Annotated in this window: 17 protein-coding genes; 10 read left to right on the top strand and 7 right to left on the bottom strand. The window is 60.9% G+C overall.

Annotated elements, in window-relative coordinates; translation table 11 throughout:
- Positions 1-34: 34 nt before the first annotated feature.
- Positions 35-1,426 (bottom strand): multicopper oxidase family protein, encoded by a 1,392-nt coding sequence (locus AC1DM5_RS18580; protein ID WP_477820152.1) that lies wholly within the window; start codon positions 1,424-1,426, stop codon positions 35-37.
- Between the two features lie 251 nt (positions 1,427-1,677).
- Here AC1DM5_RS18580 and aspS point away from each other — a divergent pair, with 251 nt between their 5' ends.
- The gene (gene aspS, locus AC1DM5_RS18575) at positions 1,678-3,468 is read left to right on the top strand and encodes an aspartate--tRNA ligase (protein ID WP_477975403.1); all 1,791 of its coding nucleotides are present in this window, start codon (positions 1,678-1,680) and stop codon (positions 3,466-3,468) included.
- Between the two features lie 70 nt (positions 3,469-3,538).
- Here the strand turns inward: aspS and AC1DM5_RS18570 are convergent, their stop codons facing one another.
- Complete coding sequence (locus AC1DM5_RS18570; protein ID WP_477820150.1) at positions 3,539-4,729, bottom strand: hypothetical protein; 1,191 nt, start codon at positions 4,727-4,729, stop codon at positions 3,539-3,541.
- Positions 4,730-4,958: 229 nt separating this feature from the next.
- On the opposite strand from AC1DM5_RS18570, the gene parC reads away from it, so the two are divergent.
- Both parC and AC1DM5_RS18560 read left to right on the top strand, forming a co-directional pair.
- Positions 4,959-7,214: a DNA topoisomerase IV subunit A gene (gene parC, locus AC1DM5_RS18565; RefSeq protein ID WP_477820149.1), complete on the top strand. Its 2,256-nt coding sequence runs from the start codon at positions 4,959-4,961 to the stop codon at positions 7,212-7,214.
- A 194-nt stretch (positions 7,215-7,408) separates the two neighbouring features.
- The gene (locus AC1DM5_RS18560; protein ID WP_477820148.1) at positions 7,409-7,906 is read left to right on the top strand and encodes an SRPBCC family protein; all 498 of its coding nucleotides are present in this window, start codon (positions 7,409-7,411) and stop codon (positions 7,904-7,906) included.
- A gap of 9 nt (positions 7,907-7,915) precedes the next feature.
- On the opposite strand, the gene AC1DM5_RS18555 is transcribed toward AC1DM5_RS18560, so the two are convergent.
- The 4 genes from AC1DM5_RS18555 to hemB all read right to left on the bottom strand — a co-directional run bounded on the left by AC1DM5_RS18555 (position 7,916) and on the right by hemB (position 11,299).
- The gene (locus AC1DM5_RS18555; RefSeq protein WP_477820147.1) at positions 7,916-8,794 is read right to left on the bottom strand and encodes a DMT family transporter; all 879 of its coding nucleotides are present in this window, start codon (positions 8,792-8,794) and stop codon (positions 7,916-7,918) included.
- Positions 8,794-9,570 (bottom strand): arginyltransferase, encoded by a 777-nt coding sequence (locus tag AC1DM5_RS18550; RefSeq protein ID WP_477820146.1) that lies wholly within the window; start codon positions 9,568-9,570, stop codon positions 8,794-8,796. The genes AC1DM5_RS18555 and AC1DM5_RS18550 overlap by 1 nt, the downstream gene beginning before the upstream one ends.
- A 183-nt stretch (positions 9,571-9,753) precedes the next feature.
- Complete coding sequence (locus AC1DM5_RS18545; protein ID WP_477820145.1) at positions 9,754-10,212, bottom strand: RDD family protein; 459 nt, start codon at positions 10,210-10,212, stop codon at positions 9,754-9,756.
- A gap of 73 nt (positions 10,213-10,285) precedes the next feature.
- Positions 10,286-11,299 (bottom strand): porphobilinogen synthase, encoded by a 1,014-nt coding sequence (hemB, locus tag AC1DM5_RS18540; RefSeq protein WP_477820144.1) that lies wholly within the window; start codon positions 11,297-11,299, stop codon positions 10,286-10,288.
- Positions 11,300-11,433: 134 nt separating this feature from the next.
- Here hemB and AC1DM5_RS18535 point away from each other — a divergent pair, with 134 nt between their 5' ends.
- The 7 genes from AC1DM5_RS18535 to AC1DM5_RS18505 all read left to right on the top strand — a co-directional run bounded on the left by AC1DM5_RS18535 (position 11,434) and on the right by AC1DM5_RS18505 (position 18,236).
- Positions 11,434-11,871, top strand: coding sequence for a DUF6163 family protein (locus AC1DM5_RS18535; protein WP_007819997.1), 438 nt, complete (start codon positions 11,434-11,436; stop codon positions 11,869-11,871).
- A 129-nt stretch (positions 11,872-12,000) separates the two neighbouring features.
- Positions 12,001-12,513: a transcriptional regulator LdtR gene (gene ldtR / locus AC1DM5_RS18530; RefSeq protein ID WP_112566042.1), complete on the top strand. Its 513-nt coding sequence runs from the start codon at positions 12,001-12,003 to the stop codon at positions 12,511-12,513.
- 639 nt (positions 12,514-13,152) lie between these two features.
- Positions 13,153-14,454, top strand: coding sequence for a L,D-transpeptidase family protein (locus tag AC1DM5_RS18525; protein ID WP_477975401.1), 1,302 nt, complete (start codon positions 13,153-13,155; stop codon positions 14,452-14,454).
- 181 nt (positions 14,455-14,635) lie between these two features.
- The gene (glyA, locus tag AC1DM5_RS18520; protein ID WP_113427513.1) at positions 14,636-15,934 is read left to right on the top strand and encodes a serine hydroxymethyltransferase; all 1,299 of its coding nucleotides are present in this window, start codon (positions 14,636-14,638) and stop codon (positions 15,932-15,934) included.
- A 9-nt stretch (positions 15,935-15,943) separates the two neighbouring features.
- Entirely contained in the window at positions 15,944-16,420 is a 477-nt protein-coding gene (nrdR, locus tag AC1DM5_RS18515; protein WP_113295294.1) for a transcriptional regulator NrdR, read from the top strand.
- A 2-nt stretch (positions 16,421-16,422) separates the two neighbouring features.
- Positions 16,423-17,616: a bifunctional diaminohydroxyphosphoribosylaminopyrimidine deaminase/5-amino-6-(5-phosphoribosylamino)uracil reductase RibD gene (gene ribD, locus AC1DM5_RS18510; protein WP_477820142.1), complete on the top strand. Its 1,194-nt coding sequence runs from the start codon at positions 16,423-16,425 to the stop codon at positions 17,614-17,616.
- Positions 17,616-18,236 carry a riboflavin synthase gene (locus AC1DM5_RS18505; RefSeq protein ID WP_477820141.1) on the top strand — a complete coding sequence of 207 codons (621 nt, stop codon included), beginning with the start codon at positions 17,616-17,618 and terminating at the stop codon, positions 18,234-18,236. Before ribD ends, AC1DM5_RS18505 begins: the two co-directional genes overlap by 1 nt.
- Here the strand turns inward: AC1DM5_RS18505 and AC1DM5_RS18500 are convergent.
- Positions 18,217-18,732: a GNAT family N-acetyltransferase gene (locus AC1DM5_RS18500; protein WP_477820140.1), complete on the bottom strand. Its 516-nt coding sequence runs from the start codon at positions 18,730-18,732 to the stop codon at positions 18,217-18,219. The two genes, AC1DM5_RS18505 and AC1DM5_RS18500, sit on opposite strands and share 20 nt — an antisense overlap.
- Between the last annotated feature and the right edge of the window lie 20 nt (positions 18,733-18,752).

Below are 18,752 nucleotides of genomic sequence, written 5' to 3'. Positions count from 1 at the left end.
TCATAAGAGCCGACCTTTACACTGCCAAGCAATATCAAACCACGCGAAGATAGCTCGTCATGCCCGTCTTCTGGTGCTCGATGATATGGCAATGCAGCATCCAGTCGCCGGGATTGTCGGCGACAAAGGCGAGCTGCACCTTTTCATCCGGCTGGATGAGATAGGTGTCGGAAACGAGCGGCATCACCTCGCGCGTCGATGACGAGATGACGGTGAAGCTCATGCCATGCAGATGGATCGGGTGCGCATGCGGCGTGACGTTTTCCAGATTGAAGACATAGCTCTTGCCGAGTTTCAGTTCGGCAAGCGGCGCGCTCGGGTCGGGCGTATCACCCGGCCACGGCACCTTGTTGATAGCCCAGAAACTGTAACCGAGCGTGCCGCAGATGCTTTCGACAGCCGCGCTCTCCGCCGTGGCGGAAAGCACGAGCGGGATTGTTTCTGCCGAAGAGAGATCGGCCTTCGGCACCGGATTTTCTGCGAGTGCGCCGAGATCGCCGATATTGCGCTTCAGTGACTGCCCGGTGGCGCGCAAGCTCGCGATCACCTTCGGCGTCGTGCCGCGAATGTCTTCCAGTGTCGCGACTGCGCCCTCACTGTCAGGCATTCGAACCGCGAGGTCGAGCCTCTGTCCCGGTCCGATCTGCAGGAGATCCAGCGGGAAACGCTTCGGCACCGGATTACCGTCGATGGCGATCACAGTCGCATCGGCGCCTTCCATCTTCATCTGGAAGACGCGGGTCACATCGGTGACGGCGATGCGCAGGCGGATCAGCCCGCCGGCGGGCGCATCATATTTCGGCTCCTGATGCCAGTTCGCGGTGCGCACAGTGCCATATGTGCCGGCCTTAGCGGCATCGCGCGGGCGGAAGGGAGCAATGAACTGACCGTCGCCGCCAAGCCGCCAGTCGCGCAGATTGAGCACGACCTCGGCGTCGAAGACGGGATCGGACGGATCTTCGATGACAAGCACGCCCGTCATGCCGTGGCCCATCTGGGTCAGCGTGTTGCAATGCGGATGATACCAGAAGGTGCCGGCGTCCGGCGGCGTGAAGAGATAGTCGAAATTGTCGCCCGTATAGACATAGGGCTGCGTCATGAAGGGCACGCCGTCCATCTTGTTGTCGATGCGCAGCCCATGCCAGTGGATCGTCGTCGGCTCGTCGAGGCTGTTGCTTAGCCGTGCCGCATAGGGCTTTCCCCGCGGCATGCGCAGCACCGGCGGCAGGCCGTCATCGCCCCATGTCATGATGTCCCGGGTCGGCGCGGCATCGACGATCTGCGCCGCGGTCTTGCGTGCCGTCAGCACATGCGGCTCAGGTGCGGCCTTCGCCAGCCCGAACCGCCCTGCGACCGCCATGCCAGCGCCATAGGCGCCGGCGACGGCGGAAGCCTTGAGCAAGTTGCGGCGTGTGAGGAGGGGCATCGGCAGGCTCCGTATTGAATGATGCCTCCTTTTAAAGTTGACTGGCGTCTTCAGCAATATGCCGCCTTCGGCCAAACTGCCGCAGCGAGAGCGCCCCAGCTCCTCCGGAAACGAGGGGGCAAACGGCCCGTCGGCTGCGCCAAGCCTTGACAAATCAGAGCGTCCATGCGCTTTTCCGCCCGATTTTCTTGTCGGCGCTGCAGGTCTTCGGCCATGCCGCCGTCTTAAGCCAAATGCCAGGATTTGAGATCATGCACCGCTACCGCAGCCACACATGTGCCGCTCTTCGCAAGTCGGACGTCGGCTCGACTGTCCGTATTTCCGGCTGGGTCCATCGTGTCCGAGATCATGGCGGCGTGCTGTTCATCGACCTTCGCGACCATTACGGCACGACGCAGATCGTTGCCGACCCGGATTCGCCTGCCTTCAAACAGGCAGAGACCGTTCGCGGCGAATGGGTCATCCGTGTCGACGGTCTCGTCAAGGCGCGTACTGAAGACACCGTCAACAAGAACATGCCGACCGGCGAGATCGAGCTCTATGCGCAGGAGATCGAAGTTCTCTCCGCCGCCAAGGAACTGCCGCTGCCGGTCTTCGGCGAGCCGGACTATCCGGAAGACGTTCGCCTGAAATACCGCTTCCTCGACCTGCGCCGCGAAACGCTGCACAAGAACATCGTCAAGCGCACGCAGGTGATCTCCGCCATGCGCCGCGAAATGGGCAATGTTGGCTTCACCGAATATACGACGCCGATCCTGACGGCTTCGTCGCCGGAAGGCGCGCGTGACTTCCTCGTGCCGAGCCGCATTCATCCCGGCACTTTCTACGCCCTGCCGCAGGCTCCGCAGCAGTACAAGCAGCTGCTGATGGTCGCCGGCTTCGACCGCTACTTCCAGATCGCACCCTGCTTCCGCGACGAAGACCCGCGCGCCGACCGCCTGCCGGGCGAATTCTACCAGCTCGACCTCGAAATGAGCTTCGTGACCCAGGAAGACGTCTGGAACACGATGGGTCCGCTGATGACCGGCATTTTCGAAGAATTTGCCGAAGGCAAGCCGGTCACCAAGGAATGGCCGCGCATTCCCTATGACGAAGCAATCCGCAAGTATGGCTCCGACAAGCCGGACCTGCGTAACCCGATCGTCATGGAAGCCGTGACAGACCACTTCGCCGGCTCCGGCTTCAAAGTCTTCGCCAACATGATCGCCTCCAACCCGAAGGTTCAGGTCTGGGCGATCCCGGCCAAGACCGGCGGCTCCAGAGCTTTCTGCGACCGCATGAACGCCTGGGCGCAGTCGACCGGCCAGCCAGGCCTCGGCTACATCTTCTGGCGCAAGGAAGGCGAAAAGCTTGAGGGCGCAGGTCCGCTTGCCAAGAACATTGGCGAGGAGCGTACCGACGCGATCCGCACGCAGCTCGGCCTCGGTGACGGCGACGCCTGCTTCTTCGTTGCCGGCGATCCCGCCAAGTTCTACAAGTTCGCCGGTGAAGCCCGCACCAAGGCGGGTGAGGAACTGAACCTTGTCGATCGCGACCGCTTCGAACTGTGCTGGATCGTCGACTTCCCGTTCTTCGAATGGAACGAAGAAGAAAAGAAGGTCGACTTCGCCCACAACCCGTTCTCGATGCCGCAGGGCGGCCTCGATGCACTGACCAACCAGGATCCGTTGACGATCAAGGCCTTCCAGTACGATGCCGTCTGCAACGGCTTCGAAATCGCCTCGGGCTCGATCCGTAACCAGTCGCCGGAGACCATGGTAGCCGCCTTCGAAAAGGTCGGCTTGAGCCAGCAGGACGTCGAGGATCGTTTCGGCGGCCTCTACCGTGCCTTCCAGTATGGCGCGCCTCCGCACGGTGGTGCTGCCTTCGGTATCGACCGTATCGTCATGCTGCTCGTCGGTGCCAAGAACCTGCGCGAAATCTCGCTCTTCCCGATGAACCAGCAGGCCCAGGACCTGCTGATGGGCGCGCCGACCCCGGCAACACCCACCCAGCTGCGCGAACTGGCGATCCGCCCGATCCCGCCGCAGAAGAAGGACTGAGGCAGAAGTTACTCAACAAAAAAGCCCGGCGAGACGATTGCCGGGCTTTTTTGTTGGATCGGAATAGTACTCAGTCGTTCGCCGAAACCTTCACGCCGAGCATCTGAGGCACCGTGTTCGGTGCACCCATGGCAGCACCAATGATCATCGGGAAGGCGACCGGCTTGTCCGGAGTGGCCTTGACGGTCAGGCTCTTCGGATTGTCGAGGAAGGTGCTGACGGCGGCTGAAATCGCATTCTGCAGTTCCGGAATGTTGAGCTGCGCCAGCATGATCGGCGTCATGGCCTTCAGCGAATCCGCCATCTGCTGGCCGGAGACATTCTGCTTCGAACCGGCATATTCCAGCGCGCGCTTGGTGATCGACGCATCTTCGAAGCGGATCTGAGCGCCCTCGAAGCTGAGCTGCTGGGCAAGGCCGAGCATAGCAAGACCAAGAGCTTGTTGTGCTTCTTCCTTGTTCGGATTGGCTTCTGACTGCTTGATGGCGTCCTGCATCGATTTCACGAAGGCCATCGTGTAGCCCGAGACCTTGAAGCCGAAGTTCAGCTTGCCGACGTTGGTGAGGTCGAGGGAAATCTCGGACAGATCGACTGTACCGGGTTCGAGATCCCAGGCGCCCTTTACGCTGATGTCGCCTTGGACGTGCTGAAGCGCCAGCTTCTCGAGCGCTTCCTTGCTGTCCGGAGTGTCGCCTGCTTGGCTGAGATCGGCCTTGATGCTTTTGAAAGCGCCGTCTAGATCGAAGCCGGATTCGTCTTCGCGCAGCGTGGCGTTTACGTCGCTTTCGAGCACCGAGAAGACCTCGGCGCCATCCTTGACGATCTTGATCGCGCCAGTATGAGCGCTTTCGGCGAAGAACATGGAGTCAACGGTGTCTCCAGGCTTTGCGGGAACGGAAATCCCACCAAGCGTCAGTCCCGCGGCGCTGAAGGTCACGCCGTCATTGGACGAGTTGATGTCGGGGAAAGCGGCCTCTTCGATATAGTAGCTGCCGTCATCCTGCTCTTCCACGCCGGAGAGGGTGACCTCGCCGATGGAGACCGGTTCGCCGCCAGCCGGCTTGATGCTGAGGTTCTTGAGCGTGACGGTCGTGCCGTCGATATCGACGCCATCCGCGGCGACAGTCATCCCGCCCTGCTGGCTGTAGGCGGCATTGATCTTCGTCAGGAGATCCTGGCCGTCCAGCGCGAACGCAGAACCGGCGAACGAAAGAAGGGCTGCGCTCGACAGCATCAGCCGCGTTGTGCGGTAAAAGGTCATGAGAAAGTCCCCTGGTGGTGTGTGCCGTTGAATATTGCAATGAAGCGACTGCGGAACGGTCCGGCTTTATATTTTGCAGACCCCTAAATTTCTGTTGAGAGGATCGGCAAACAAAGTCCAAATTCGGGCGATACTTTTCCCGTCTTTCATGTCAGCAGGAAGACGTCATCCACAGCCGGAGCGCCCGGATTCCTTGCCCCACAGGCACTTCTGAGTTAGTCAGGGTTCCATGGGACAAGAGATTTTACCGCCTTCTGGCGGAGACGGCGACAATATTCAACCGGTCGACCTGAAGGCGGCGCTCGAAGAGCGCTATCTTCGCTATGCGCTTTCGACCATCATGCACCGCGCGCTGCCTGACGTGCGCGACGGCCTGAAGCCGGTTCATCGCCGCATCGTCTATGCGATGCACGACATGGGCCTGCGGCCGACCGCGGCCTTCAGGAAATGTGCAAAGATCGTCGGCGAAGTGATGGGTAACTATCACCCGCACGGCGACCAGTCGATCTATGACGCGCTCGCGCGTCTGGCCCAGGACTTTTCGCAGCGCTACACGCTGGTGAACGGGCAGGGCAACTTCGGCAATATCGACGGCGACAGTCCTGCCGCCATGCGATACACAGAATCGAAGATGACCGCGGTCTCCGAGCTGCTGCTCGAAGGCATCGATCAGGATGCCGTCGATTTCCGCGACACCTACGACGAATCCAATTCCGAGCCGATCGTTCTTCCCGGCGCCTTCCCGAACCTTCTCGCGAACGGTTCTTCGGGCATCGCAGTCGGCATGGCGACGTCCATTCCCTCGCACAATGTACACGAGGTCTGCGACGCCGCGCTGCATCTGATCAAGCATCCCGATGCCACCATCGAGAAGCTCGTCGAATTCATCCCCGGCCCGGATTTTCCGACGGGTGGCATCATCATCGATAATAAAGAGAGCATCATCGAGAGCTACCGCACCGGCCGCGGCGGTTTTCGCGTGCGTGCGAAATGGGAGACGGAAGATCTCGGCCGGGGCGGCTACCAGATCATCGTCACCGAAATTCCTTTCCAGGTGCAGAAGTCGCGCCTGATCGAAAAGATCGCCGAACTGCTGATCGCCCGCAAGCTGCCGCTGCTGGAAGATATCAGGGATGAGTCGGCCGAAGATATCCGCGTCGTACTGGTGCCGAAGAGCCGCACGGTCGATCCGACCATCCTCATGGAATCCATGTTCAAGCTGACGGAGCTGGAAAGCCGCTTCCCGCTGAACATGAACGTCCTGTCGATGGGCGTGATCCCGCGCGTTATGGCGCTGAACGACGTGTTGAAGGAGTGGCTGGCGCACCGTCGCGACGTTCTTCAGCGCCGCTCGCGCTTCCGCCTGGCGGCCATCGACAGGCGGCTGGAAATCCTCGGCGGTTTGCTGATCGCCTACCTCAATATCGATGAGGTGATCCGCATCATCCGCGAGGAGGATGAGCCGAAGCCGGTCATGATGGCGCGCTGGGACCTGACGGACAATCAGGTTGAGGCGATCCTCAACATGCGGCTGCGCGCCCTGCGCAAGCTCGAAGAATTCGAGATCCGCAAGGAACACGACGAACTCACCAAGGAAAAGGCCGAGATCGAAGCACTGCTCGCATCCGACGAGAAGCAGTGGCAGACGGTCGCCTGGGAAATCGGCGAGGTGAAGAAGAAATTCGCCAAGGCCACCGAGGTCGGCCGTCGTCGCACGCAATTCGCCGAAGCTCCCGACGCTGACGAGGAAGCCATTCAGCATGCGATGATCGAGAAGGAACCGATCACCGTCGTCGTCTCGGATAAGGGCTGGATTCGCGCTCTGAAGGGCCACATCTCCGATACTTCGGCGCTGACCTTCAAGGAAGGCGACGGCCTGAAGGTGGCCTTCCCGGCGCAGACGACGGACAAGATCCTGATCGTCACCACCGGTGGCAAGGTCTTCACGCTCGGCGGCGACAAGCTGCCCGGTGGTCGCGGCCATGGCGAGCCGCTGCGTATCATGATCGACATGGAAAACGATCAGGACGTGCTGACGGCCTTCGTTCACGATGCGACACGCAAGATGCTGATTGTCTCCACGGAAGGAAATGGTTTCGTGGTTCCGGAAACGGAAATGGTCGCCAACACCCGCAAGGGCAAGCAGATCATGAACGTCTCCATGCCGCACGAAACCAAGCTTCTCGTTCCCGTCACCGGCGATCATGTTGCCGTCGTCGGCGAGAACCGCAAGATGCTGGTCTTCCCGCTGAGCCAAGTGCCGGAAATGACGCGTGGCAAGGGCGTGCGTCTGCAGCGCTACAAGGATGGCGGCATTTCCGACGTTCGCTGCTTTGCCATCGCCGATGGCCTGAACTGGGAAGACAGTGCCGGCCGCACCTTCACGAAGAACAAAGACGAGCTTGCCGAATGGCTGGCCGACCGCGCCACCGCCGGCCGCACCGTGCCGAAGGGCTTCCCGCGCAGCGGTAAATTCGCCGGCTGATCCCGGAATTTTGAGGCTCCGCCCTTGGCGGGCGGAGCAATTCCTCTATTTCAGTCCTGTCACCCAAAAGAAGGGCCAACAAGAAGGGCAATGTCGTTCCGTGGGCGGACGGGACGGCCATAAGCCGTGCGCTTGGGAGCGCGCGCGAACAATGGAGGCCCCAACAACGGAGGCCCACCAACGGAGGAACGCCGATGTCTACCGCCAATACCATCAAACTGCATGTCTCCCACAGCTATAGGGCGCCGCCCGCCACGGTTTATGATGCCTGGCTCAATCCCGAAATCGCTCGCCGCTTTTTATTCGCGACCGACGACGGTCATGTCATCCGCGCCGATATCGAGCCGCGCGTCGGCGGCCGTTTCATCATCGTCGACCGCCGCCCGACCGGCGACGCCTTTCATCACGGCGTATTCCTGGAGTTGAAGCGCCCCAGACACATCGTCTTCTGCTTTTCGGTCGAGGAGCACGACCACAATTGCGATCGCGTCGAAATCGATATCGAACCCCTGGGCAGCGGTAGCCGCCTCACCCTCACGCATGAAATGTGCGCGGAATGGGCGGAATATGAGGAAAAGACCCGCCAGGGCTGGACGCATATCGTCGAAGGGCTGGATCGGGAACTGGAGCTTTCCGCTGGTTCGAAACGATTGAGTCCGGAAGCAGGCCAGTCCGCCGGCGCTATGGCGTGAGCGGGCCGATCAAGCGGGCTGAACACTCTTGCCTTTCACCATCCAGACGGAATGGGCGGCAATCGCCGCAACGAGTATCGCACCGCCGACGAGCGTCATGGTGGAGGGTGTTTCAGCGAAGATTAGCCAGACCCAGATCGGCGCGAGTACCGTTTCCAGCAGGTAGAACATGCCGACTTCGGGCGCGGAGAGGTAGCGCGGTCCCATCGCCAGGCACCAGAAGGCGACCGGCATCATGATAGCGCCGTTAAAGACGATCCAGCCGGGATGGTTGATTGAGAGTCCTGAAGGCAGGACCTGCATCATGCCGACTGCGGCTGGCAGGATTGCGGCAAGCAGCGGAACGAAACCCATCTCCCGGCGCGAGGCCCGTCCGACAGTGATGGAGGCGGCAAGCACCAGCGCGCTCAAAAGTGCCATGGCGTCGCCGAAGACGTGGCCGCTCGAAAGTCCCTCGCGTACGATCAGCCCGACGCCGAAGATCATGAACAGCATGGCGATCAAAGTCACCGGCTGCGGCTTCTCCTTGAGAAACAGCCAGGACAGCAGCGCACCGAACATCGGGTTGAAGGCGACGATGAAGACAACATTGGCGGTGGCTGTGTTGAAGACTGCCAATACGAAGGTCACGGAAGAGAGGCCGTAGAGCAGCCCGGCCAGCAGGCCGGGGCGACCCGGAACGAGCAGTGGCCACCTGCCGGAGAAAAGGCGCATTGCAATCAGAATGACGAACGTGGCAAGAACCGTCGCCACGCTCCGCGCGCTGAGGATCGACCAGATCTCGCCATCGGCGAGGCGGACGAGTGGAATGTCCATGGAAAGCGCCAGCCCGCCGACTGCCGTCAGCAGCAGGCCTTTCCGATGATCGGAAAGGTGGGGAAGGGGCATCAGTCCTGCGGATCGTCCTCGAGGGAAGAGGGATCGAAGCGTTCCCAGCCGCGCGGCGTCAGATGTTCCTGCGGCTGGAAGCGTGTCTTGTAGTCCATCTTCCGCGATCCTTGAACCCAGTAGCCGAGATAGACATGCGGCAGGCCGAGCGCTCTCGTGCGGCGCACATGATCGAGGATCATGAAGGTGCCGAGCGAGCGCCGGTCGAGGTCAGGATTGAAGTAGGAATAGACCATGGAGAGCCCGTCGCTCATCGTGTCGGTCAGTGCGGCAGCGAGCAATTCGCCCTTCGGCCGCGTTTCCAGCCCGGAGCCTTCCTCGCGCCGGCGGTATTCGATGATCTTGGTGTTCACATGTGTGTCTTCCACCATGATCGCATAATCGAGCACGGTCATATCGGACATGCCGCCCTGCTGGTGGCGAAAGTCGAGGTAACGGCGGAAGAGGGAATATTGCTCGCTCGACGGCTGGGCCGGAAATTCCGTGGCGATGATATCGGAATTGCTCGCCAGCACCCGCTTCATCGATTTGGTGGGTTCGAACTCCTGCGCCAGGATGCGCACGGAGACACAGGCGCGACAGGCCTCGCAGGCAGGGCGGTAGGCAATGTTCTGCGAACGGCGGAAGCCACCCTGGGTCAGGATATCATTCATCTCGGCTGCCCGTGGTCCGACGAGATGGGTGAAGACCTTACGCTCCATCTCATGCGGCAGATACGGACAGGTAGCCGGAGCCGTCAGATAAAACTGAGGGGATGGCGTGGTCTGCGTATTCATCTCTTGCGGAGATTTCCTTTCGGGGCGCCTGTCATTCCAGACAGCATGACGCAAGAATAAAAAACGTCAACAGCGCGGCATTCAGTGCCGCGCAATCGAATATTCGATTTCTTGGATATGGCGCCCTTTTGTGGCCGGCAAAGGGCGGGGGGAGACTTTATTTCGTCCCCCGCCGGGAAGGGATCAGCTGGTGCGGATCGTTGCCGTGCCGACGAGGAAATCGTGCAGCAGGCGCGAGCGCTCTGTGAAGAGGCCGACCAGCAGAATCAGCGGCGTCAGCACTGAGTTCAGGATCCAGAACAGCGCCAGATGCGCGATCGCCATGAAGAAGTCCATCTGACGTCCGTCGACGCGCACGATCGCGATACCCATTGCGCGCATGCCGAGCGAGGCCTGTAACGGACCGCCGACACCCAGGCCGAAGTAGATGCCCGCGACGATGACGTACAGGGCCGGGAAAAGAATAAAGCCGAGCCCGAAGGTGACGATCCCGAGGAAGAACACCACGATCGCTGCCGGAATGCAGAGCAGGGCGATAATGATGTAGTCGAGGATGAATGCGAAGACGCGACGGCTGAGCACACCACTATAGGCGCGCCAGTCCTCCGGTGCGGCATAAAGCGGATTGGGGTTGTAGCTCATCCATATCTCCCTTCGAAAGACGATGCCGCTGATATGGTATCGTCAGGGGGAAATACAATAATTCGCCAGAAAATCACCTTTTTGCGAGGATTTTCGCCACTTCCGGCGCAAAATAGGTGAGGATGCCGTCGCAGCCGGCGCGCTTGAAGGCCAGCAGCGTCTCCATCATGATCCGCTCGCCATCGATCCAGCCGTTCATCGCCGCAGCCTTGATCTGCGAATATTCGCCTGACACCTGATAGGCGAAAGTCGGCAGGCCGAAAGCCTCCTTCACGCGCCAGCAGATGTCGAGATAGGCAAGCCCCGGCTTGACCATCAGCATGTCGGCGCCTTCCTCGACATCGAGTGCGGCATCGCGGATCGCTTCGGTGCCGTTCGCCGGATTGATGTAATAGCTGTTCTTGTCGCCCTTCAGCAGGCCCTTGGTGTTGATCGCTTCGCGATAGGGACCATAGAAGCCGGAAGAAAATTTCGTGGCATAGGACATGATGCCGACGCTCTGGTGCCCGGCGGCATCGAGCCCGCGGCGGATCGCGCCGATGCGCCCGTCCATCATCTCGGATGGGGCGATGATATCGGCGCCGGCATCGGCCTGCAGGATCGCCGCCCGGACCACCTGGTCGACCGTTTCGTCATTGACGATCTCGCCGTCGCGCAGGATGCCGTCATGTCCATGGCTGGTGAAGGGGTCGAGCGCCACATCCGTAATAATGCCGATATTGGGTACAGCCTTTTTGATGGCCGCCGTCGTCTGATTGATAAGGTTATTGGCAACCAGGCTGTTGGAGCCCGTTTCGTCGCGCAATTCCATCTCGATGTCGGGGAAAGTGGCAAGCGCCGGGATGCCGAGATCGGCTGCTTCCTTCGCCGCCTCGACCGCCTTGTCGACGCTCATGCGGTTGACGCCAGGCATAGCGGGGATCGGATCGACGATACCGGTTCCCGGAACGATGAAGATCGGCCAGATCAGATCGTCAACCGTCAGGCGGTTTTCCTGCACCAGCCGGCGCGTCCAGTCCGCCTTGCGGTTGCGCCGCATGCGGCGGTGACCGGTGATTTCATCGACGAGATGCGTCTTGTCCTGCATGATATCTGTCCCTGGGCCATTCCATTTATCGGAGCGCTCATTATCATGCGCCCCGGAAAATCCAAACCGGACGATTGGCCGCGGCGGATGAAAGCCGAACAACTGAAGCCGCAACTCGAGTGTGATGTCCCGCCATGGAAACCGATTCTCCGACGATACCGAAGCGGACGCTGACGGATATCCTCTTTATCTTCTTCCTGCGGCTCGTTGCCGTTTCCTGCTTCTGGTTCGGCCTGCAATATTGGGCGATGCTCGTCGGCTATTCGCTTGTCGGCGCCGGCCGCTTCGATCTGTTGAGCCTGCCGTGGAAGGTCGCAAGCACCTCCCTTGCCGTTCTTTTCCCGGTCGCCTCGCTCGGCCTCTGGCTGACCGTTTCCTGGGGACCGGTCATCTGGGTGCTGGCCGCAGGCGGCCAGATCCTCATGTACGGCCTGCTTCCGCAGATCTTCGGACCCAACCGGCTGATCATTCTGCTGCATGTGATCGTGGCCGTAATCTACTGGATTTTCAGGCTTTCCCTGTGGCTGGAGCGGCGCCGGCAGCGACGCCAGGTAAGCGTTGATTTACCCTGATACATCAAGGGGTTTCCGGTAAGCCTCTGTTAAGCCTGCGGTTTAAGTCGAATTTTATATGTATTCGATAGGGTCTCACTCAAGGCGGGAAGAAAACGACACCGCCAAACAAAACAGTGAGGCAGTCAAATGAACACGAAACTCAAGCCGCAGGCGGCATCGACTTTCCATGCGCAGGATCAGGGCATCCGTGATCTTTACATGGAATCCCTTCATCTTGTTGAACGTCTTCATCGTCGTCTGCTCGACGTCATCAAGGACGAGTTCGACCGTCAGGGCCGTAGCGACGTCAACGCCATCCAGGCGCTCCTGCTTTTCAACATCGGCAACTCCGAACTGACCGCCGGCGAGCTGCGCTCCCGCGGTTATTATCTCGGCTCGAATGTCTCCTACAACGTCAAGAAGCTGGTCGACCTAGGCTTCATCAACCACCAGCGCTCGCGCATCGACCGCCGCTCGGTTCGCATCAGCCTGACCGAAACCGGCCAGGACATCGCTGAAACCGTCGGCAAGCTCTACGAACGCCACATCGCCTCCATCGACAAGGTTGGCGGCATCGGCACTGACGAGTTTACGCAGATGAACAAGCTTCTGCAGCGTCTCGATCGCTTCTGGAACGATCAGATCCTGTATCGCCTGTAAGATGGCGACGATCTGTCCCCAGGCATGAATAGCAGAATGCCCTGACCGGCGCTGGCCGCATCAACGGGGCACGAGATGGTACAGGTGGCGCGGATTGCGCGCCGCTTGAATGCCGGCGATTTCCGATCTCCAATCGGCACCTGAAGCGCGCGCGGTTTCCCTCCGCGACGCGCTTTTCTGCCGTTGCAGACCTACTGTTGGTGAGGCGGAAGCGTGCCGGCCTTCCGCACGGCCGGACGCCTTGATAACGCTCAAGGCATCCGCTCACCTCTGCGTGGCATCTTTGCAACGCATGGCAACCAAGCGCAAAGCCCGGTATTCAAGCCGTTTTTTAGTCGTTATTAACCGGCACGGTTTACCCGTCATATGGTTCGTTGCATGCGGTCTCCGGCAACCGGCAGTCTGTCTTCCGGCCCGGCAACACGAATTGGCCATATTGATGTGACAGCGGAATATTCGATAGCCGGCGTCCTCGATGGACCATTGGCGCCATTCAGTTGCTCCTCGCAATCTTGTGATGGGACTGGCGGAATTTCCAGGTGCGCCGGAAGAACGAACGGATAGGGATCTGCGTTAGAGCGCAGTGATATCGCAAAGAGCCGCGGGTTCCTCCACCGTGGCATTGAGTGGTTGGGACGAATGTCTAAGAAGAACGGAATTGAAGCTCTCTCGCGCCGCGCCTTCCTGGCGTCGGCGGCAACTGTTGGTGCCGGCGCGCTTGCCGGGCCCGCATTCGCGCAATCGGCGCTCGATGGTCTCCTGAATGCCCCGAAACGCGGCAACTGGGACGACCAGTTCGATGCTAAGGCTGCCTCGCGCACGGCGACTGCCGTTCTCTCCAATACTCCGATCCTCAGCCCACAGTCGGTGCCGAGCACGCAGCAGGCGATCATGCAGTATCAGCAGATCGCGTCCGCCGGCGGCTGGCCTGAGGTCAATCCGGGCGATCAGCGCCTGCAGCTCGGTGTTAGCTCCCCCACCGTCCAGGCACTGCGCCAGCGTCTCGCGATCACCGGCGATCTGCCGCGTGAAGCCGGCCTGTCCAACGCCTTCGATTCCTATGTCGACGGCGCCGTCAAGCGCTTCCAGGCCCGTCACGGCTTGCCCGCCGATGGTGTGCTCGGCGAATTCACGCTGAAGGCGATGAACATTCCCGCCGATGTGCGCCTGCAGCAGCTGAACACCAACCTCATTCGCCTGCAGACCTTCCCGGAAGACCTGGGCCGGCGCCACCTGATGGTCAACATTCCGGCCGCTTATGTGGAAGCCGTTGAAGACGGCAGCGTTGCGACGCGCCATACCGCGGTTGTCGGCCGCCTGAGCCGCCCGACGCATCTCGTCAACTCGAAGGTCTACGAGGTCATCCTCAACCCCTACTGGACGGCACCCCGCTCGATCGTCGAGAAGGACATCGTGCCGCTGATGCGCAAGGATCCGACCTATCTCGAAAAGAACGCCATCCGCCTGATCGACGGTAAGGGCAACGAAGTCGCCCCCGAGACCGTCGACTGGAACGGCGAGGCGCCGAACCTGATGTTCCGTCAGGACCCCGGCAAGATCAACGCCATGGCGTCCACGAAGATCAACTTCTACAACAAGAACGGCGAGTACATGCACGACACGCCGCAGCAGGGCCTGTTCAACAAGCTGATGCGCTTCGAATCGTCGGGCTGCGTGCGCGTCCAGAACGTGCGCGACCTGTCGAACTGGCTGCTGCGTGAAACGCCCGGCTGGAACCGCCAGCAGATGGAGCAGGTGATTGCCAGCGGCACAAACACGCCGATCAAGCTCGCCACCGAAGTACCTGTCTATTTCGTCTACATCTCGGCCTGGGGCATGGCTGACGGTGTCGTCCAGTTCCGCGACGATATCTACGAAATGGATGGCAATGCGGAACTGGCGCTCGACACCACCGCTGGCATGGAGCAGCCGGTCCAGTAATCTGGACATCAAACGATCCTCAAAAGCCGCGCCATCTGCGCGGCTTTTTTGATTCTCGCGAGGCGCAATTCACGCAAAGTGCTTGCCCCGCGCGCTTAGCCCAGCAAATGTCGTTCTTCGTATTGCCCTCGCATCGGCGGGACGCTAATACCTTGGCCGCATTCCAGTGAAGGAGCCCGCCATGACCAATGCTTCCACCGAATCCTTCTTCAATCGTTCGCTTGCGGACGTCGATCCGGAAATCTTCGGCGCGATCGAAAAGGAACTCGGTCGTCAACGGCATGAGATCGAACTGATCGCATCCGAGAACATCGTTTCCCGCGCCGTTCTGGAAGCCCAGGGCTCCATCATGACCAACAAATATGCCGAGGGTTATCCGGGCAAGCGCTACTACGGTGGCTGCCAGTTCGTCGATATCGCGGAGGAACTCGCAATCGAGCGCGCCAAGAAGCTCTTCGGCGTCAACTTCGCCAACGTTCAGCCGAACTCCGGTTCGCAGATGAACCAGGCCGTCTTCCTGGCGCTGCTGCAGCCGGGCGATACGTTCATGGGTCTCGACCTGAACTCCGGCGGTCACCTGACGCATGGTTCGCCGGTCAACATGTCCGGCAAGTGGTTCAACGTCGTGTCCTACGGTGTTCGCGAAGGCGACAACCTGCTCGACATGGATGAAGTGGAGCGCAAGGCCAAGGAAACCAAGCCGAAGCTCATCATCGCCGGCGGCACCGCCTATTCGCGCATCTGGGACTGGAAGCGCTTCCGCGAGATCGCTGACTCGGTCGGCGCCTACCTGATGGTCGACATGGCTCATATCGCCGGTCTCGTTGCCGGTGGCGTGCATCCGTCGCCGTTCCCGCATTGCCATGTTGCGACCACCACGACCCACAAGTCGCTTCGCGGCCCGCGCGGCGGCGTCATCCTGACGAATGACGAGGATCTGGCCAAGAAGTTCAATTCGGCTGTCTTCCCCGGTCTCCAGGGCGGCCCGTTGATGCACATCATTGCCGCCAAGGCCGTTGCCTTCGGCGAGGCCCTGCAGCCGGAATTCAAGGAATACGCCGCCCAGGTCGTCAAGAACGCCAAGGCGCTGGCCGAAACGCTTGTCGCCGGCGGCCTCGATGTCGTCTCCGGCGGCACCGACAACCACCTGATGCTGGTCGACCTGCGCAAGAAGAATGCCACCGGCAAGCGCGCAGAAGCCGCACTCGGCCGCGCCTACATCACCTGCAACAAGAACGGCATTCCCTTCGACCCGGAAAAGCCCTTCGTTACCTCTGGCGTGCGCCTCGGCGCCCCGGCCGGCACGACGCGCGGTTTCAAGGAAGCGGAATTCCGCGAGATCGGCAACCTCATCGTCGAGGTTCTCGATGGCCTGAAGGTCGCCAATTCCGACGAGGGCAATGCCGCCGTCGAGGCTGCCGTCCGCGGCAAGGTGGTGAACCTGACCGATCGCTTCCCCATGTATGATTACATGGGCTAAGGAGAAGGCATGCGCTGCCCCTATTGCGGTTCGGAAGATACGCAGGTCAAGGATTCACGCCCGGCGGAGGATAACACCTCCATCCGCCGGCGCCGCATCTGTCCGGACTGCGGCGGACGCTTCACGACCTTCGAGCGCGTGCAACTGCGCGAGCTGATGGTCACGAAGAAGACCGGCCGAAAGGTTCCCTTCGACCGTGATAAGCTGGTCAGGTCCTTCGATGTGGCATTGCGCAAGCGGCCCGTCGATCGCGATCGCATCGAGCGCGCTGTCTCCGGCATCGTGCGCCGGCTGGAAAGCTCGGGCGAGACGGAAATCTCCTCCGAGCAGATCGGCCTGCAGGTTCTGGAAGCCATGAAGAGCCTCGATGATGTCGGCTTCGTGCGTTACGCCTCGGTCTATCGCGATTTCTCGCATGCCGAGGATTTCGAAAAACTGATCGCCGAGATCAACGCCAAGATCGGCCGCGATCCGCTGGACGTCTGACCATGGGCGAGGGGATCGCGCGGCCTGAGGACGAACGCTTCATGGCAGCCGCGATCCGCTTGTCGCGTTGGCATACGGGCCAGACTTCCACGAACCCATCCGTCGGCTGCGTCATCGTTCGAGATGGCGTGATCGTCGGCCGTGCCGTGACCGCGCTCGGCGGCCGCCCGCATGCCGAGCCGCAGGCGCTCGCAGAAGCCGGCGAATTTGCCCGCGGTGCGACAGCCTATGTCACGCTCGAACCCTGCTCGCATCATGGCAAGACGCCACCCTGCGCCGAGGCGCTGATCGCTTATGGCGTCGGTCGCGTCGTCATCAGCGTCACCGATCCCGATGTCAGAGTTTCCGGGCGCGGCATTTCCATGCTGCGCGATGCCGGCATCGAGGTGACCTCGGGCGTATTGGAGGAAGAGGGCAGGCAATCGCTGTCAGGCTATCTCACCCGCCAGACGAAGAACCGCCCCTATGTGACTCTCAAGCTTGCGGTTTCCGCCGATGGCATGATCGGCCGCGAGGGGGTAGGGCAGGTGGCGATCACAGGTCCGGAGGCGCGTGCCCAGGTGCAGGCGCTGCGGGCCGAAACCGATGCCATTCTTGTCGGTATCGGCACGGCTATCGCCGATGATCCGCTGCTGACGGTGCGGACACCGGGCCTTGAGGCCCAATCACCCATTCGTATCGTGCTCGACCCCGTTCTGGCCCTGCCGCTCACGAGCAAGCTTGTCGAGACGGCGCGGGAGGTGCCGGTCATCGTTGTGGCGAGTGAGGAGGTCTGGCCCTTGTCGGCAGATGCCGAGGGCCTGCCGCCCGCGTCGCAACCAGACGTTTCCGCAGCAGGCGATATGAAGCGGGATGCACCCGCCGATCCTGCCGAGACGGGCTCCCGCCGCGCCGCACTCGAAGCCGCCGGCGTCGAGATCCTCTACTGCAATCCCTATCACCCCGAAGTCCTGCTGCCGGCGCTTGCCACACGCGGCATCTCCTCGCTCCTGGTCGAAGGCGGCGCAAAGACCGCGAAGCTTTTCCTTCAAGCTGGTCTCGTGGATCGCATCCAGCTTTATCAGGCGCCTGTCGTCATCGGCGACGGCGGTATTGAATCCCCGCTGCAGGCAACCGACATACCATCCGGTTTCGCCCACAGGGGCACTTACATATTCGGCGCGGATCGCCTGGACGAATACGAAAGAGAGAATTGATGTTCACCGGAATTGTCACTGATGTCGGCACGATCGAATCCGTTTCGCCGCTGAAGGAAGGCATCAAGCTTCGCGTCGCGACGAATTACGATCCGGCGACCATCGATATGGGCGCTTCCATCTCTCATTCCGGTATCTGCCTCACCGTGACCGGCCTGCCGCAGGACGGCAGCAACGGCCGCTGGTTCGAGGTCGAGGCATGGGAAGAGGCGCTGCGGCTCACCACCGTTTCCACCTGGCAGGCGGGCAGCCATGTCAATCTCGAGCGCTCGCTGAAGATCGGCGATGAACTCGGCGGTCACATCGTCTCCGGCCATGTCGACGGCAAGGCCGAGATCCTGTCGGTGACGGAAGAAGGCGATGCCACGCGCTATCGTCTGCGTGCGCCGGCCCATCTCGCGAAATTCGTAGCGCCCAAGGGTTCGATCGCACTCGACGGGACGTCGCTCACAGTCAATGCCGTCGATGGCACGGATTTCGACGTGCTGCTGATCCGCCATACGCTCGAGGTCACGACCTGGGGCGAGCGCAAGGCCGGCGACTTCGTCAATTTCGAGGTCGACACGATGGCGCGTTATGCCGCCCGCCTTGCTGAATTTCCTAGCGCGAAAGCTGAATGATCGGGCCGTTATAGTCCGTCCGCGCGGTTTCGCGGAAACCGAGCTTTTCGGCGACCCTGAGCGACGGCATATTGTCCGGACTGATGATGCAGGTCATCGGCCGTCCCGGAAACTGTGCCTCGCCCCAGCCGATGATCGCCTGCAGCGCCTCGGTGGCATAGCCTTTGCCATGCGCAGATGGCATCAGCGCCCAGCCCAATTCCATTGTGCCTTCGATCGAGGGCTGCATATCACGCTTGGCTTCGAGGAAACCCGCTTCGCCGATGAAGCGGCCGCTTTTCTTTTCATCGATCGCGAAGAAACCGAAGCCCATGTGATGCCACATGCCGGCGATACGCAGCAGCCGTGCCCAACTCTGCTCACGGGTGGAGGGCACGCCGGTGATAAAGCGCACGACATGCTCGTCGCGCCACAGTTCGAAATGCGCCTCGAAATCGTCGCGTTGATGCGCACGCAGAATGAGCCGTCCGGTTTCCAGTGTTGGAATATCAGTCATGAGATGCTGCTCTGAAATGG

The organism is Rhizobium sp. 01T437, from assembly GCF_056398505.1.
The sequence above is the reverse complement of the archived record's forward strand: the minus strand, read 5'-3'. Positions and strand labels throughout refer to the sequence as shown.